The organism is Aquimarina algicola, from assembly GCF_006443095.1.
Taxonomy (GTDB): Bacteria; Bacteroidota; Bacteroidia; order Flavobacteriales; family Flavobacteriaceae; genus Aquimarina; species Aquimarina algicola.
Genome location: NZ_VFWZ01000011.1, coordinates 177,510 through 193,457, shown reverse-complemented (window position 1 = coordinate 193,457; position 15,948 = coordinate 177,510). Strand labels below are relative to the sequence as shown.

Here is a 15,948-nt window from a genome sequence, read left to right as displayed (position 1 = left end):
ATACTATTTTACTCCAAAAAAATACAGGTTAATCATATAGATTAACCTGTATCATTGTATAAATTAACTTACTTAGTTAGCTAGCTTCATCAAAAAACAGACTTAAAAACCCATCAAGGTCGTCTGTTTTAGCAATATCTTTATGAGTACCAAGATTAATCATAAGAGGTTGATCTTTTATAGTACCTCTTAAGAAATATTGATACGTAGTTCCGGTTTTAAATTTAAATCCTTTTAATTGTGAACCAAAAGAAGTAAAAGTAACTTCTGATTTCGCAGAATTAGACTCTGCAAATGCGGTAATGGTAGCATCAAAAACAGCACTTAACATATCATCACTGTAGTAATCCCACTTTATTGAAGTTCCATTACAGGCTTGTAATTCATATTCAGATTTTGCTTCACATCCACTAGGAACTTGTATGTTATTTCCTACTAAATTAAGAAACGATATCTTTTTATCCTGCCCATAAAAACTAAGTGTTGCCAGAAGTAAAACGAAAGTAAAAATATTTTTCATAAATAGGTATGTTAGGAGTTGTTAACTTATCAAAATTTAGATTAAGGGTGGTCAAATATAGTAAAACTTTCATTTTCAAACAAATATCTGAAACAATTATTAAAATTTATTTAAAAAACATCTCTAATTTTAGTTAATTATATTGTAATAAAGCGTTGTTTTTGAGAGAAATAGTTTATACATTCGGCTCGCTTAGTTATATTGTATTTAATATCTAAAATAATCAAATGAAGCACTTAAAACCTTCTTTTTCTATAAAAGAATGGAGTGAAAATGATCGTCCAAGAGAAAAATTAATCGCTAAAGGGAAAAATTCTCTTACAGATGCCGAACTCATTGCAATACTTATAGGCTCGGGAAATCGAAATGAGAGTGCGGTAGATTTGAGTAAAAGAATTTTGGCAAGTGTTGAACATAAAATAGATGCTCTTGGAAAAATGTCTTTAAAACAATTAATGACCTTTAATGGTATAGGAGAAGCTAAAGCTATCGCTATAATTGCTGGTCTTGAACTAGGAAGAAGACGAAAAAATGAAGATGAAGAGGTAATTTCAAAAATTACTTGTAGCAAAGATGTATTTCACCTTATGCAACCTATTATTGGAGACCTTGAACATGAAGAATTCTGGGTGTTGTTTTTGAACAACGCAAATAGGGTGATACAAAAAAAGCAAATCAGTATTGGAGGAAAAACTGGAACAATGGTAGATGCAAGAATTGTATACAGGCACGCATTAGAATCAGGTGCTACTTCTATCATACTTACACATAATCATCCTAGCGGTATTGTAATTCCTAGTAAAGCAGACCATCATCTGACGCAAAAATTAAAAAATGCAGGTTTAACACTTGATATCAAATTACTTGATCACATAATTGTAACCGAAAAAAGTTATTTTAGCTTTGCTGATGAGTCTGTATTATGATTCAGTCTAGTGGAATCATTATAAAATAAGAGTAGATGTCAGTTCAACGTATAACGCTTTTATAGGATAGATGCTATTAATTCACGTACAAAAAGTTACTCCTAGGGTTTCTTATACTTTTAAACAAATTTGCAAACGCATTTTAGGTTTTGAGGTAGACTTAACTTCAAAAATAGAATCCTTTATAGCTCATGATGGCCCTAAATTTTCTTATGGGAAACAACCTTTGGGTAAAGAATTATACTTTCAGAGTGTTGATTTGTTGTTTCAACAGGGATTGGATGAGGTAGAGATTCATGTTTTTGATTGGGAAGAAACCAAATGCTTTTTTGAAGTAAAACATAGTGATGCGGCTATGCCTTTTGATATTTTTGCTGCTACTTTTTATCTGCTTTCTCGATATGAAGAATATTTACCGCATGTCAAGGATTCTTTAGGGCGTTTTCCCGGAAGTGAAAGTTTGGGATATATGCATAATTTTTTGCAAGATCCCATTATTGATATCTGGGCATATAAGTTTAAAAATATTATAACAGAAAAATATCCGGATATCAAGTTTTTGGATAAAAAGTTTACAACGATTCCGGTCATCTCAATAACTCAAACTTTTGTATATAAAAATAAGGGCATACTAAGATCAATAGGAGGTATATTAAGAGATTTGGGAGAATTAAAACTTGAAAGATGTATTGATAGAATAAAAGTAATCCTTGGACTAAAAAAAGATCCATATGATATTTTTGATTTTGTAATAGAACTTCAGAAAAATAAAGAACGGAAAGCTAAAGTTTTATTTGGACTTGGGGATTATTCGACTTATGAGAAAAATATAAGTTACAATCATCCAAAACACCAAAATTTGATAAAGCACATAGCAGATTATGTCGATGTTGGTTTAAAGATTTCTTTTGAAGCGCTAAATAGTTTGCAGGTTTTAAAAAAAGAAAAGTTAAGAATAGAAGCTATTCAAAACAGGAGATTACAATATACAATGTGTTCCTTTTTTAAAATTAGAATTCCTGGTCCTTATCGTGATCTAATTGAGTTAGAGGTAGCAGAAGACTACTCTATGGGATATTCTGATTATTCCGGATTTAGAGCAGGTACATGTACTCCATTTATGTTTTATGACTTGGATTATGAAGTACAAACGCCACTAATGGTTTTTCCCTTTTGCTTTGCAGCAGTGTCTAATAATAAAGAGGTTTATAGAGAAGAGCTAGTAAAAAAAGAAATTCTTGAATATAGAAATAAAGTTAAAAAAGTAAATGGTAATTTTATTCCGATTTTCAGTAATTCATCACTAAGTGATTTAGACGGAAAATCTTTTTGGAAATCAATTTTAACAGAAATTTGGAATACAGAAGATGAATAAAAAAATAGAACACATTTTTTTTGATTTAGATCATACGCTTTGGGATTTTGAAAAGAATTCTTTCTTAGCTTTTGAAATGATTTTTGATAAATTCAATATAGGGGTAGGAGTACATGATTTTTTAGAAGTATATCGACCTATAAATTTTAAATACTGGAAATTATATCGTGAGGAGAAAGTTAATAAAGAACAATTGAGAAGGGGCAGGCTCATGGATACTTTTAAACTTTTGGGTAAAAGTATATCTGTAGTGCAAATAGATACAATATCCGATGATTATGTCAATTTTTTACCGTTACATAATAATTTGATTGATGGGACTAAAGAACTTCTAGAATACCTCACACCACGATATGAGCTTCATATTATTACAAATGGCTTTAAAGAAATACAAAATGATAAGTTACAGAACTCAGGGATTAAAGATTATTTTAGTACAGTAACAAATAGTGAAGAAGTTGGGGTAAAAAAACCAAATCCTTTAATCTTTGAAACAGCTTTACAGAAATCTAAAGCGATACCATCGGTAAGTATGATGATAGGGGATAATTATGAAGCAGATATTCAAGGAGCAGAAGCAGTAGGGTTGCATACAATATGTTTTAATTATCATAAAGAAAAAATACCTCCTTCTAATATTCAAGTTTCTCAGTTGATTGACATCAAAAGATTACTCTAATGTATTATTAATCTTTTTTGTCAAGATGATTTATTTACTATCTTTCGAAAAATGTGTTTAAGAAAGGTATAATTAAGCATAAAATATTTTTAAGAATTTTAATTTTCATACATGAGTATATTACGAATCATAATTTTGGGGTTAGCAGTAACATTTGTTTTTAATAAAAGTAATGCACAAAAAAGTGTAAATGATTATAAATATGTAATAATTCCTAAAAAATTCGAATTCTTAAGTAAAGAAGACCAATATCAACTCAACTCTATGACCAAATTTTTGCTTAATAAATATGGTTTTCAGACTTTTATGCAAGGAGATGATTTTCCTGAAGATTTAAAACTTAACGGTTGTAAAGCATTAATGGCCAATGTACAGAAAAATTCTGGTTTTCTTCAGACGAAGCTAGTTGTAGAGCTAAAGGATTGTAATGCTAATGTGATATTTGCTTCTGAGGAAGGAAAAAGTAGAGAAAAAGAATTTAGAAAAGCATATCAACAAGCCTTACGTAATGCTTTTAAAAGTATAGGAACACTTAATTATTCGTATGTCGGAGACAAAGAACAACCTGTGCCTGCTACAAGTAGTTCGAATACGGCAGTTACGACTTCAGATAATAAAGCAATAAGTACACAAGAAAATAGTGCTACTGTCAATCAAGTTGATACGACAAAAAAGACGTTATCATATACGTTGAATGAAGAAGCTTATATTTTTGAAAAAAGAGATTATGGCTTCGAAATGTTTAAGCAAGAAGAACAAAAAAAATCTATTGGTAAAATTTATAAGTCTAATAGCAATAAAAGCTTTATAGTAAAAGCTGGAGAATTAAGTGGAACAGGATATTTTGATTCTTACGGTAATTTTATTTTAGAACGCATTAACCCTGTAAATGATAAGCTAATATCAGATACTTTTGCCAGACAATAGCATTGATGTTCTTAGAAGTACTAAAAAGCAATTTAGCTTAAAAGATACCTAATAACCATATTTATCTCCCCACCTTGATTTAAGAAAAGTTCTGAAAGATTTTTCACGCTGATTATCTCCTGGATTATAGATTTTTGTATTCGTTATTTCTTCGGGTAAGAATTCTTGATTTACAAAATTGTTTTGATAATCATGAGCATACTTGTAATCCTCACCGTATCCTAGTTCTTTCATTAATTTTGTGGGAGCATTTCTTATAGCGAGAGGAACGGGTAAATCGCCCGTTTGTTTGACTAATTTTTGAGCTTCATTAATAGCCATATAAGATGCATTGCTTTTTGGGGAGGATGAGAGATAAACAGCACATTGACTCAATATAATTCTGGCTTCGGGATACCCTATAGTATTTACAGCTTGAAATGTGTTATTTGCTAAGATAAGAGCAGTAGGATTTGCGTTACCGATATCTTCTGATGCTAGAATAATCATTCTACGGGCAATAAACTTTAGATCTTCTCCACCTTCTATCATACGAGCAAGCCAATATACAGCAGCATTAGGATCACTTCCTCTTACAGATTTAATAAAAGCGGAAATTATGTCATAATGTTGTTCGCCAGTTTTATCATAGCGAACAGTATTTTGTTGTACTAATTTTGAAACCAGGTCATTTGTAATTGTAACTTTTTCATGATCTTGACTTGATACTACCAATTCAAAAATATTAAGAAGTTTTCGAGCATCTCCACCACTAAGTTTTAATAATGATTCTGTTTCTTTGAGTAGTATTGTTTTTGATTGCAAATATTTGTCTTCATCCATTGCGCGTTTTAATAGAGTTTCTAGCTCTTTTTTTCCAAAAGGATTAAGTGTATACACTTGACAACGTGATAAGAGTGCAGGGATTACCTCAAAGCTTGGATTCTCTGTTGTAGCGCCTATTAATGTAATCCAACCTTTTTCTACAGCACCCAAAAGTGAATCTTGTTGAGACTTACTAAACCTATGAATTTCATCGATGAACAAAATTGGATTTTTTGCAGTAAATAACCCTCCGCTCTGTTTTGCCTTATCAATGACTTCTCTGACTTCTTTTACGCCGCTATTAATAGCACTCAATGTATAAAAAGGTCTTTCGGATTCACTAGCAATGATATTGGCAAGAGTAGTTTTTCCTACTCCTGGTGGCCCCCATAAGATTAAAGAAGGTATTATTCCTTTCTTGATTTGTTGCGTAAGTGAACCATTACTGCCTATCAAGTGATCTTGACTAAGATATTCATTCAATGATTTAGGTCGAATTCGTTCTGCTAAAGGTTTATTGTTATTCATATAACAAATTTACGAAGATATAGATATATTAATCGTCATTAGTTTAGAGTATTGATTTTAGATAAAAAACATACTGTCATTTTTACTTATAAACTATTTTGGACTTTTTTTTGATATCTTTTATGTATGAAACAAGATGATGATACATATTTTAAATTCAATACAGGGATTGTAGGTTATCCTTTATTATTTGTTTTGTTAATTTGGATTGTTTTTTGGTTTGAAGTTAGATTCAATTTGGATTTAAATCATTTAGGCGTATTCCCTAGAACTGTTATTGGGTTAAGAGGTATTTTATTCTCTCCATTTATTCACGGTGATATATCTCATTTATGGCATAATACTTTACCATTATTAATACTTTCTTCTGCATTATTTTTTTTCTATCAAAACAATGCTTGGAGAGTACTTGTTATAGGTCTATTTTTTACAGGACTTTTTACTTGGTTGATAGGACGTTCTGCAAATCATATAGGAGCGAGTGGTATTATATATATGCTATTTGGTTTTTTATTTTTTAAAGGAATTATAGCTAGGCATTTTAGGTTAATGGCATTGTCATTTATAGTAGTGTTTATTTATGGTAGCTTGGTAATGTATGTGCTACCTATTGATCCTAAAATTTCGTGGGAAGGTCACTTATCAGGAATTGTAACAGGTACTATATTGGCTTTTGTACTAAAAAAAGGTATTGCAAAGCCAGAGCTGTATAATTGGCAATCCGAAGATTATGATCCTGAGGAAGATGATTTCTTGAAGCATTTTGATGAGAATGGTAATTTTATAGAGCAACTTCCTGAATCTGATAATTTGCAAGATGAGAACATTTTAGATGATCGTGGGGATATCAAAGTTGTCTATACTTACAAGGAAGCTGACAATAATAAGGAAGAATAGGTGTATTTTAACTACGCTGTCTAACCACTTCATATAAAAAGACTCCAGAAGCAACTGAAACGTTTAATGAACCTATTTCTCCATACATAGGCAATTTTGCTTGCTGGTCAACAAGCTTCAATACTGAATTAGAAATACCCTTTCCTTCACTACCCATTACTATAGCAGTGGGATTAGTGAGGTTTGTATTATAAATTGTGTCAGAAGCTTTCTCTGTAGCAGCAATTACATTAATTCCTGAGCCTTGCAAATAAAAAATTGCATCTTTTATATGATCAACCTTGCATATAGGGATTTTGAATACAGCTCCGGCTGATGTCTTTACCGTATCTTCACTTACAGGAGCTCCACCTTTTTTTTGTATTATAATTCCATCGACTCCCGTACATTCTGCTGTTCTAATTATAGCCCCAAAATTTCTGACATCAGATAGTTGATCTAATACTAAAAATAGAGGAGTACGCCCAGACTCAATAACATTTATCACAAGCTCTTCAAAATCATAGAAATCAATAGGAGAGATATAAGCAATTGCACCTTGATGATTTTTGCGAGTAAGGCGATTTAACTTTTCTATAGGTACTATCGAAAATGTTATACCATGTTTTTTTACTAATTGCATTAATTCTTTTGATAAATCACCATGTAAACCTTTTTGTATAAAAAGTTTATCAATTGTTTTTTGAGCTTTGATAGCTTCGATGATGGCTCTTATGCCAAAAATGAGGGAAGTGTTATCCATAATAGGGCAAATATAAATATAAAAGAACATCCCGATGAAATTTCATCGGGATGTTTATATAATTTTGAGAACTAAAATAAATTCTTAGTATCCAGGATTCTGCTGCTCAGCCATTACTGGATTAGCATTGATTTCATTAATTGGAATTGGTAATTGAAATCTAAAATTCCCAGCAGGTATTGTAGCTATTTGTGGAGGAGTACCAGTACCGTCTATAAGATCTCCGTTATCAGGATCTCTTTCTATACTTTCACCTCTTCTTTTTATGTCAAAGAATCTATGTCCTTCACAAGCTAATTCAACTCTTCTTTCAAACTGTATAGCTGCTTCTAACGCTGCACCAGTTTCAGTTCCAGGAGTGTAAGTTTCCATTACATCATTTAGAGGATCATCATCTCTATTTTCAGCAGGAACAAATCTACTTTCTCTTAGTATATTTAACGTTGCTAAAGCATCTGGCTCAAAACCTAGTTCAAATTGAGCTTCAGCTTTATTTAAAAGAACTTCTGCTGCTCTTAATACTTTGATGTCAACTCGTCCGTTATTTTGACCTTCTTCTCCTAAAAATTTCTTAACACCATTATAAGTGTTATCTCCATTTACAGCGTCAAATTGTAATACATCAAGTCTGATGTCATCTGCATTTATACTGTTTGTTAAATCAAAATCTAAAACGTATTCAGAAATTATATTTCCTCTACTAGACTGACTGTAAAGAACACCTACATTAAAGAAGTTAGCTTCAGTAGTTGTATTAACAGCTAATTCGATTACGATACCAGCATTGTTTGAATCAGTGTAAACTCCTGGTAATTCTTCAGAAGTAGCAAGCTCAGTAGATACTTCATCAGCAGCATCTATTGCTTTTTGGTATTCACCGTTATATAAATATACTCTTGATAATAGACCATAGATACCATTTCTATCTAATCTACCTTCACCATTAGAAGCTCCAATCAATTCAGCAGCTCTTTCTAAGTCACCTATTATTTCGATATAGTTTTCACCAACAGTTTCTCTAGCTGGTTGAGCAAGTAAATCATCAGTATCTCCATCTTCGAATTTACTATAAAATATACCTAGAGTACTATTAGCACCGGCACTTTGAGTTGGTACTTGACCATAAACTCTAGCTAAATCAAAGTGAGCCCAAGCTCTTATACCTAATGCTTGACCAAGAATATTATCTTTTCCTGCTCCGTTTTCTAAATTGTCAATATTTCTAATAACGATGTTAGAAGCATTGATAGCTTCGTAAGCTTCATCCCAAGTGTTTGCAATGAAACCGGCTGTACTAGGAACAAACAAATAATCATGATAAGCATTATTAGATCTTCTTCCTGATTGAGCTTGGATTACGTTATCAGATAATATGTCACCTAATCCTTGTAAACCATTTGCAGAATCTGCATAATACTGCCATAATTGACCATAAGCTCCATCGACAGCATTTTGAAATGCAGTAACATTATTCTCACTTAAGAAAGTGTCTGGATTAACTTCTACAAAAGGTTGTAATTCATCTAATTCATCATCACAGGCTGTGAAAAAGCTCATGAATGAAAATAAGACAAGTATTTTTGATATTTTATTTTTCATTTCTTAATTTTTTATTTTAAAACGCTACTTCTACACCAAAGATATATGATCTTACTTGTGGATAACTAAATTGAGAGAAAGCTCCTGGTACAAAGTTAGGATCAAATGTATTCCCATCAGGAGTACCAGATTCTGCTGAACCGATTCCTATTTCAGGATCACCTTCATAATCTGTAAATGTTAATATGTTTTGTCCAGTTGCAAATACTCTTAATCTATCAATTGGTAAAACATCTAAAAATTTGCTAGGTAAAGTATAGTCAAGTGTTAATGTTCTTAATCTAATAAAATCACCTTTTTCTAAAAATCTAGTTGTTCCAAATTGGTCAGCAGTTGCTTCATTAGCATTACTTGGTAAAGGAAGTACATTAGTATCTCCAGGTTGTCTCCAGTAGTTAAAAACCTCTTCTCTAAGGTTACTGTCAATATTACCAATAAATACTCCAGATGCTCTTTGACGATTTAAAATGTAGTTTCCTCCTCTGAAAACAAAATCACCTCTTAAACCAAATCCTTTGTACTTAATAGATCCGTAGAATCCTCCTTGGTAACTTGGAAGTGGAGATTTGTCTTTTTGAAGTTTTAAGAATGAATTACTAAATTCTTCTGTAACATTACCTTCTAAATCAACATATAATGGTGCACCATTGTCAGGGTTTACACCTGCATATTCAACAAGATAATGAGCGTTTACTTCTTCTCCAACTCTTAAGATTGAGTTACCAAAAATACCTCTAATGATATCTTGATCATTAATTAGTTTTTTAACTTCATTCTTAATAAATGTAATATTACCTCCAACAGAAACTTTTAAATCTTCTGTTCTGATGATATCAGCATTTAAACTAATTTCTATACCAGAGTTTTCTATTTCTCCTACGTTAGAAACAAGTGAGTTGTTTTCGTCACCAATTGTTGTAGATAATGGTCTATTTAATAATAGGTCATCAGAAGTTTTCTTGAAGTAATCTACAACACCATTTATTCTATTGTTTAAGAAACCGAATTCAAGACCTATATCTAATAATGATTGTCCTTCCCACTTAATTGTTGGATTACCAAATCTTTCTGGTCGTAAAGCAGTATTTCCATTATAAGTAGTAAATTCTGCTGCATCCAAGAATTCAAAGTCAGGAATTTCTTGATTACCTGATGTTCCATAAGAAGCTCTTAATTTTAAAGCGTTAAAAATAGAACCATCCATGAAAGCTTCTTTAGCAATATTCCACGCTACACTACCACTATAGAAAGTACCATATCTATCGTCTGGAGAAAATCTTGAAGATCCATCACGTCTTACAGAAGCTGATACAGAATATTTTCCGTCATAGTCATAGTCAGCAAATATTGCTTGAGAGAATAATATTCTTCTTGCTTCATTTGAACCAACTCTAGTTGGTTCTGCCGCTACATCAAGGAAAGGAATAGTAGATGTTGGAAAACCTCTAGCTGTAGTAAAGCTTTCTTGTCTGATGTTCTCATTGTATTCTAAAAGGAAACTTGCAGTTAAGTTGTGAACATCATTATAAGTGTCACTATAAGTAAATAAGTTATTCACATTATATTCTAAGTCAAGATCAAAAGAGTTTGTCTGAGTTCCAGGGAAATTTGCATCTCCTACAAATCCTTGTAGTACTCCACCAGGAAGAGATCTTGTTGTACCATTAAATCTGTTGTTGATTACACCAACTGAGAATCTATTAGAGAATTTCTCAGAGAAAGTAATATCAGCAGCTAAGTTTCCGATAAAAAGTAAGTTTCTAGAATCTTCTGGTTCAGTTGTTAAGGCTTCAGCAATTGGGAAGAATATACCACCACCTCTGTTGAAAATAGGGTTTCCTAAATCATCTGTAGCAATATTACCTTGACCGTCTCTTACAAATAAAGGAGCATATGGGTTATAATCATATAAACCTCTAAATGGGTTTTGTACGTTGTTTCTATCCCTAGGTAAATCTGTTGAGCTTCTCGAAGCAGAAAAGTTTGCACTTATGTTTAACCATTTCTTTGCTTGATAAGTTGTATTTAATCTCGCTGAGATTCTCTCAAATCCATCAATTCTATCAATAATACCAGAGTCTTTGTTGTAACCTAATGAAAGAAAATAAGTTAAATCTTCTGTTCCACCTGCTATAGATAATGCATTGTTTTGAATAACAGACTTTCTTAAAAGTTCTTCTTCCCAATCAGTGTCTAATGCAATAAGACTTGCACGTTGAGAAGCATTTAAAGTAGCTCCAGGTAAACTCTGAGCTGAAGAAACGCCTAAATCAGCATATTGACGCTCAATTTCTAGCTTTTGTTCTGCATTAAGTAAATCAAATGGATCAGGTATTCTTTCTCCAAAACCATAAGAAGAAGAGAAAGTAATTTTTGCCTCACCAGATCTTCCTTTCTTTGTTGTAATTAATACAACACCATTAGCACCCCTTGATCCATACTTTGAAGCTGAAGCAGCATCTTTTAAGATAGAAACTGATTCAATGTCATTTGGATTGATGTTACTTAAAGGGTTGAACTGATCATTTTCTCTAATTGGAACAGGAACTCCGTCAATTACGTATAAAGGAGTTGTACTTCCTGTTAAAGAACCAACACCTCTAATCTGAACGAATGCAGTGTTACCTGGTCTACCATTAGCAGCAGTTACTTGTACACCCGAAGCTTGACCTTGAAGTATGTTATCAATACTAGTAGAAGGTACAAAGTCTTCAATGTCTTCTGTAGCTACTGTAGAAATAGCCGCAGTTACACTTGACTTTCTTCCTACACCGTAAGCTGTTACAACAACTTCGTCTAAGACAGCTTCTGATTCATTTAATTGAACATTAATTGAAGTATTGTCAGCTACAATAATTTCTTTTTCTTCAAATCCTACATAACTGAAAGATAGAACAGCACCACGATTTGCAGTAATCGTATAATTTCCATCAAAATCAGTCTGAGTACCTGATGAAGTATTTTTTACTATAATATTTACCCCAGGAAGTGGCAGACCTTTATTATCTGTCACAGTTCCTGAAATTGTTTTTTCTTGTGCAAAGGTTATCTGCACAATAAACGCTAGGAATAGCGTTAAAATTCCACTAAACTTTGTTCTCATTTTACAATTTATTTGAATTAGCCAGTTCCAAAAATCATAATAATATCTTTATAAAACAACTTTTTAATATTAAAATTTGAGTGGCATAGTTGGTGAAACCCTTAATAAATCATGGTTTTTGATTAAAATAGGTCTGTTTTTTGATATTTAAAATATCCTTGTAAGTTTCACAATATGAGATGCTTCTACTCTTGTTAGACATTTTTTTAGGTTTAAATATGAAATTTGGTTATGTTAAGGTTTATATTTAATAATTAAAGAAAAATCTTACAGAAGAAATATTAATTTTTCAATTTAACTATTAAATAATTGGTAAATTTTATGTGTTTCAGTGTTTAGTGTTTTGTGTTGATTATTTTTTTCTTATATGTCAATACTTTCATAATAAGAAAACAATTTTGTTATATCTTTTTCTCTTTTTAAGTTTACTTGATTCTTTTTGAAATAACCTTTTATTTTTTCTTCCTGATCTTGCATTAAATTCATAATACTTTTTTTCTTCAATTTAATTTTGGATAATTGCCCATTCTTATGAATAGGGAGTATTATATAATAGTCGATATATGACTTGAATTTTGCTGACCTATCTTTTTGGTTTGGAGTAGCGGCTTTTAATGGTTCTATAATTTTACAACGAATTCTTTTGTAGAGTTTTACTTTGTTACCATTAATCAGAGTTATAAAGTAACCTTTTTCTTTTTTTTGGTCTTCAAAAAATTCTTTTAAGATAATTTCATCCTTACCTATTTTAACTTTAGAATCTTGGATTTTATATAATCCAAATAGTTTTTGTTGATCTTTTATTTCTATTTCGTCAGCATATATATTATATCTTAACATGCCTTTTTCTATTAGTGAATCTTTTATATAGATATTTCCTGGTTCAAATTCATTATTTAAATATGGGCTTCCTTTAATGTCAGAAAACTTAATTGAATTTGAGTTTTCGTTTTCATTTAATAGTTTTCTTATTTTTTGAAAAGCTTGAAATGTACCCATGTACTGTCTTGGTGCTCCACTTATTGCTCCTGCATTATCTTGACCATAAAGCAATGATGTAATTATAAATAAGGTTAAGAATATACTATGTTTCATAAAATTTTGATTTAGAATAAAAAAATAAGGAGCACTTTTTGGTAGTACTCCTTAAATTTATGAATAAAAATTAGTTATTTAAAGATTATTCAATATCTGGCCAATCCATTCCGTCTGTTCTTGTTAGAGTTACTGTACCTGATTGGTCTTCATCATTTTCCCAGGTATAAGTTAATTCATTGCCATTAACAGTTAATGGGGAAATATTATAACCATCTTCATTGCTATCTTCACCAATGTAGCTAAAAGTTCCGCAGTTGTCTCTTAAGAATATATTTTCAGGTCCTGCTGTTACACCGTCATTCCAGAGTGACAAAGCACCAAATGTTGCTCCTGGGGTTATTCTATATACACCTTCTCGTACTTCTTCAAAACTTCCGGTTCCGGTTTGAGTAGCCCAACGACTTGTTGGTACATCTAAATCTTCATCTTCTATTAAATTAGTACTTTCATAAGTGAATTCTGCGCTAAAGTCAGATGGACATAATACTTGTGCATTAAAAGTATGGTCGGCAGATTGGTTATCAAAATTTGCACTTACGTCTGTGAACTCACCATTCGCTGTCACTAATACAATTTGATATGTGAACACATCAGTTCCTTTGATTTGATCTGCTGTGTATCCAAAGTCTCCCAATAGTTCAGTTCCGGTAATGGTAAAAGTAACTTCCGGTAATTCTCCAGATGTTGTAAATTGAGAAGATGGGATTTCTTGTATCAATACATCATTTTTAGAAATATCTGTTCCGCCCATCATCACAGTATTGTCTTTAAAACTTCCTACTACTTTTATGGCAGTAACATCACTACCATCTTGAATAGAATTAAGTTCAAGAGTCGTCGTAAGAGAGTAATTAGCAATATCGACTTCCTCTAGAAAAATTTCATTTTCTATAGGTTTGAATTTGCTTTCGAAGTTAGTACGTGCTGCAAATGGCAACCCTGTGTTAATTAAATCGTCGAAATCTACCGGTAATTTATCATCATCAGAACACCCTGAAAAGAGCAGTCCAATGCTTATTATGCTTATAAATATTTTTTTCATTTGTATATGTTTTTGTTACCAATTTTTACTTTAACTCATCTGGGTTTGTGTCCCAAAAAGTTTTATCTGTAAAAGATCTGTCTGCGTTGCTAATATTAGTGTTTCTGTCCGCAGCTATATTAGGATAAAGAAATGTTCTTGGGAAATTACCTGTTCCTAATAAAGTTGGTTGCAAGTTGTTTGGTGTTCCTGTTCTTCTAAAAAGGTTATACCCTTCAACTCCATTTCCAAATAATGAAATCCAATATTCTTTGCCGATTACATTCATTCTTTCAGTATCTGTTCCTGCGCCATCGTATAGGTTTAATACTGCTGTTATGTAGTTGTCAACATCTGTGGTTTCGGGAACATTGTCAAAATTCTCTGGATTTGTCAGTAAAGCCATAACATTAGATATTGACTTTCTAGTTCCTTGCTCTAGCATCATTCTAGAGTCGTCTGTAGTTCCTAAAAAGATAGCAGCTTCTGCTCTCATAAAATATACAAAAGAATCGGTCATAATTGGCCATATTCCTGCTCCGTCTAATCCTTGACCGGGTCTTACTCTGGTTCCATCATTGTCGTCAAATCTACCTCCAGCTGGATAAACTCCATAAGTACTTCTTAAAGTATTGTCAGGTGGAATACCATCTTGTTCTGCATGGTCTCTACCCCAGTATCCATCACCTCTTCCAAATAAAGAACAGAATGGTAATGGAGCTGCTGAAATAGCATCTACTGCAGCATATGTAGCTGGTCTAGGATCATTCCAGCAATCAATTTGATTGTCTAAATCTGCAACACTAGTAGGGAATTCATTAGTTTGTCTATACACATAGTATCTTAAACGTGGATCGTCTAAACCTTTTTCAATAGTTAATGTCCACATTAGGTAATTTGAAATATAATCACCTGTACTTGCAGCTAAATATTCATTCACATAATATTGGTGTCTACTTTGAGGAAGGTCAGCAGTACCAGCTCTCCAGTAAAAATTATCAGAAGCAGTAGATATAAGATTATTTTCACTGATCAAGTTTGCGATTTGATTAGCAGACTCTGTTTCATTTATTAGTCTGGTATTTAAGTAGTACTTGAATTTTAACGTGTTAACAAGTTTAATCCATTTATCAATGTTGCTCCCATAAAATAATTCACTTGTTGGTTCAGGGGTGTCATCTGTAACTCTAGAAAAATCATTTAACGCATCATTTAAGTCAGCAAGTGCAGCGGCATATACATCAACTCCTTCGTCTAGCTGAGGAAATGTAACCCCTTCTTCTCCCTGTAATGCTTCAGAATAAGGTACATTACCAAAATAATCTACTAATGTCATTAATACATAAGCTCTCAAGGTTTTAGAGATTCCTGAGTGAATGTATAACTCGTTTTCTTCTGCGACAGGTAATAAGGTTTGAACGTCTTTCAATATTCCTGAATATGCTTGTCTCCATGCTCCGGCCAAATCAGGATTCGTATTAATGTATTGATTTTCATATGTGTCAAACATGTATTCAAGTCTAACAACTTCAGCTCCTGCGGAAGTAACGTCTTCAAAAAATTCTGAAAATGAAAACTCTATACTATTTAGAAAAGTGTTTTCATCAACACTTACCGGAGGTGCATTAGGATTGTCTAATAAATCGAGCTCCGTGGTTTCGCATGATAAGACTGTTATTATTGCTAATAGTCCTATAATATTTTTTATATATTTTTTCATTTTTTCTCT

General features: G+C 32.0%; 13 protein-coding genes. 5 read left to right on the top strand and 8 right to left on the bottom strand.

Annotated elements, in window-relative coordinates:
* Positions 1-76: 76 nt before the first annotated feature.
* Positions 77-520, bottom strand: a complete 444-nt coding sequence (locus FHK87_RS25445; protein ID WP_140597702.1) for a hypothetical protein — start codon at positions 518-520, stop codon at positions 77-79.
* Between the two features lie 227 nt (positions 521-747).
* Between FHK87_RS25445 and radC the strand changes: the two genes are divergently transcribed.
* From radC to FHK87_RS25425, 4 genes are all read left to right on the top strand, one after another.
* Positions 748-1,446 carry a RadC family protein gene (gene radC, locus FHK87_RS25440; RefSeq protein WP_140597701.1) on the top strand — a complete coding sequence of 233 codons (699 nt, stop codon included), beginning with the start codon at positions 748-750 and terminating at the stop codon, positions 1,444-1,446.
* A 70-nt stretch (positions 1,447-1,516) separates the two neighbouring features.
* Positions 1,517-2,821: a polysaccharide deacetylase family protein gene (locus FHK87_RS25435; protein WP_140597700.1), complete on the top strand. Its 1,305-nt coding sequence runs from the start codon at positions 1,517-1,519 to the stop codon at positions 2,819-2,821.
* Positions 2,814-3,500 (top strand): YjjG family noncanonical pyrimidine nucleotidase, encoded by a 687-nt coding sequence (locus FHK87_RS25430; protein ID WP_140597699.1) that lies wholly within the window; start codon positions 2,814-2,816, stop codon positions 3,498-3,500. Before FHK87_RS25435 ends, FHK87_RS25430 begins: the two co-directional genes overlap by 8 nt.
* A 111-nt stretch (positions 3,501-3,611) precedes the next feature.
* Positions 3,612-4,427, top strand: coding sequence for a hypothetical protein (locus tag FHK87_RS25425; RefSeq protein WP_140597698.1), 816 nt, complete (start codon positions 3,612-3,614; stop codon positions 4,425-4,427).
* A gap of 48 nt (positions 4,428-4,475) precedes the next feature.
* Here the strand turns inward: FHK87_RS25425 and FHK87_RS25420 are convergent, their stop codons facing one another.
* Positions 4,476-5,759 (bottom strand): replication-associated recombination protein A, encoded by a 1,284-nt coding sequence (locus FHK87_RS25420; protein ID WP_140597697.1) that lies wholly within the window; start codon positions 5,757-5,759, stop codon positions 4,476-4,478.
* A 126-nt stretch (positions 5,760-5,885) separates the two neighbouring features.
* On the opposite strand from FHK87_RS25420, the gene FHK87_RS25415 reads away from it, so the two are divergent.
* Positions 5,886-6,656 (top strand): rhomboid family intramembrane serine protease, encoded by a 771-nt coding sequence (locus tag FHK87_RS25415; protein WP_140597696.1) that lies wholly within the window; start codon positions 5,886-5,888, stop codon positions 6,654-6,656.
* Between the two features lie 7 nt (positions 6,657-6,663).
* Here the strand turns inward: FHK87_RS25415 and rlmB are convergent, their stop codons facing one another.
* The 6 genes from rlmB to FHK87_RS25385 all read right to left on the bottom strand — a co-directional run bounded on the left by rlmB (position 6,664) and on the right by FHK87_RS25385 (position 15,939).
* A complete protein-coding gene (gene rlmB / locus FHK87_RS25410; RefSeq protein WP_140597695.1) occupies positions 6,664-7,398 on the bottom strand; it encodes a 23S rRNA (guanosine(2251)-2'-O)-methyltransferase RlmB in 735 nt (244 codons plus the stop codon).
* A gap of 84 nt (positions 7,399-7,482) precedes the next feature.
* Positions 7,483-8,997 (bottom strand): RagB/SusD family nutrient uptake outer membrane protein, encoded by a 1,515-nt coding sequence (locus FHK87_RS25405; RefSeq protein ID WP_140597694.1) that lies wholly within the window; start codon positions 8,995-8,997, stop codon positions 7,483-7,485.
* Between the two features lie 16 nt (positions 8,998-9,013).
* The gene (locus tag FHK87_RS25400; protein ID WP_140597693.1) at positions 9,014-12,100 is read right to left on the bottom strand and encodes a SusC/RagA family TonB-linked outer membrane protein; all 3,087 of its coding nucleotides are present in this window, start codon (positions 12,098-12,100) and stop codon (positions 9,014-9,016) included.
* Positions 12,101-12,463: 363 nt separating this feature from the next.
* A complete protein-coding gene (locus FHK87_RS25395; RefSeq protein WP_140597692.1) occupies positions 12,464-13,195 on the bottom strand; it encodes a hypothetical protein in 732 nt (243 codons plus the stop codon).
* Between the two features lie 85 nt (positions 13,196-13,280).
* Positions 13,281-14,240, bottom strand: a complete 960-nt coding sequence (locus tag FHK87_RS25390) for a hypothetical protein (protein ID WP_140597691.1) — start codon at positions 14,238-14,240, stop codon at positions 13,281-13,283.
* Between the two features lie 25 nt (positions 14,241-14,265).
* Entirely contained in the window at positions 14,266-15,939 is a 1,674-nt protein-coding gene (locus FHK87_RS25385) for a SusD/RagB family nutrient-binding outer membrane lipoprotein (RefSeq protein WP_140597690.1), read from the bottom strand.
* Positions 15,940-15,948 lie beyond the last annotated feature (9 nt).

Excerpts from the sequence above, each read along its gene's own strand:
- FHK87_RS25445 (WP_140597702.1), bottom strand. The coding sequence starts at position 520 with ATGAAAAATATTTTTACTTTCGTTTTACTTCTGGCAACACTTAGTTTT.
- FHK87_RS25415 (WP_140597696.1), top strand. The coding sequence starts at position 5,886 with ATGAAACAAGATGATGATACATATTTTAAATTCAATACAGGGATTGTA.
- FHK87_RS25385 (WP_140597690.1), bottom strand. The coding sequence starts at position 15,939 with ATGAAAAAATATATAAAAAATATTATAGGACTATTAGCAATAATAACA.
- FHK87_RS25400 (WP_140597693.1), bottom strand. The coding sequence starts at position 12,100 with ATGAGAACAAAGTTTAGTGGAATTTTAACGCTATTCCTAGCGTTTATT.
- FHK87_RS25405 (WP_140597694.1), bottom strand. The coding sequence starts at position 8,997 with ATGAAAAATAAAATATCAAAAATACTTGTCTTATTTTCATTCATGAGC.
- FHK87_RS25435 (WP_140597700.1), top strand. The coding sequence starts at position 1,517 with ATGCTATTAATTCACGTACAAAAAGTTACTCCTAGGGTTTCTTATACT.
- FHK87_RS25430 (WP_140597699.1), top strand. The coding sequence starts at position 2,814 with ATGAATAAAAAAATAGAACACATTTTTTTTGATTTAGATCATACGCTT.
- rlmB (WP_140597695.1), bottom strand. The coding sequence starts at position 7,398 with ATGGATAACACTTCCCTCATTTTTGGCATAAGAGCCATCATCGAAGCT.
- FHK87_RS25390 (WP_140597691.1), bottom strand. The coding sequence starts at position 14,240 with ATGAAAAAAATATTTATAAGCATAATAAGCATTGGACTGCTCTTTTCA.
- FHK87_RS25395 (WP_140597692.1), bottom strand. The coding sequence starts at position 13,195 with ATGAAACATAGTATATTCTTAACCTTATTTATAATTACATCATTGCTT.
- FHK87_RS25425 (WP_140597698.1), top strand. The coding sequence starts at position 3,612 with ATGAGTATATTACGAATCATAATTTTGGGGTTAGCAGTAACATTTGTT.
- radC (WP_140597701.1), top strand. The coding sequence starts at position 748 with ATGAAGCACTTAAAACCTTCTTTTTCTATAAAAGAATGGAGTGAAAAT.
- FHK87_RS25420 (WP_140597697.1), bottom strand. The coding sequence starts at position 5,759 with ATGAATAACAATAAACCTTTAGCAGAACGAATTCGACCTAAATCATTG.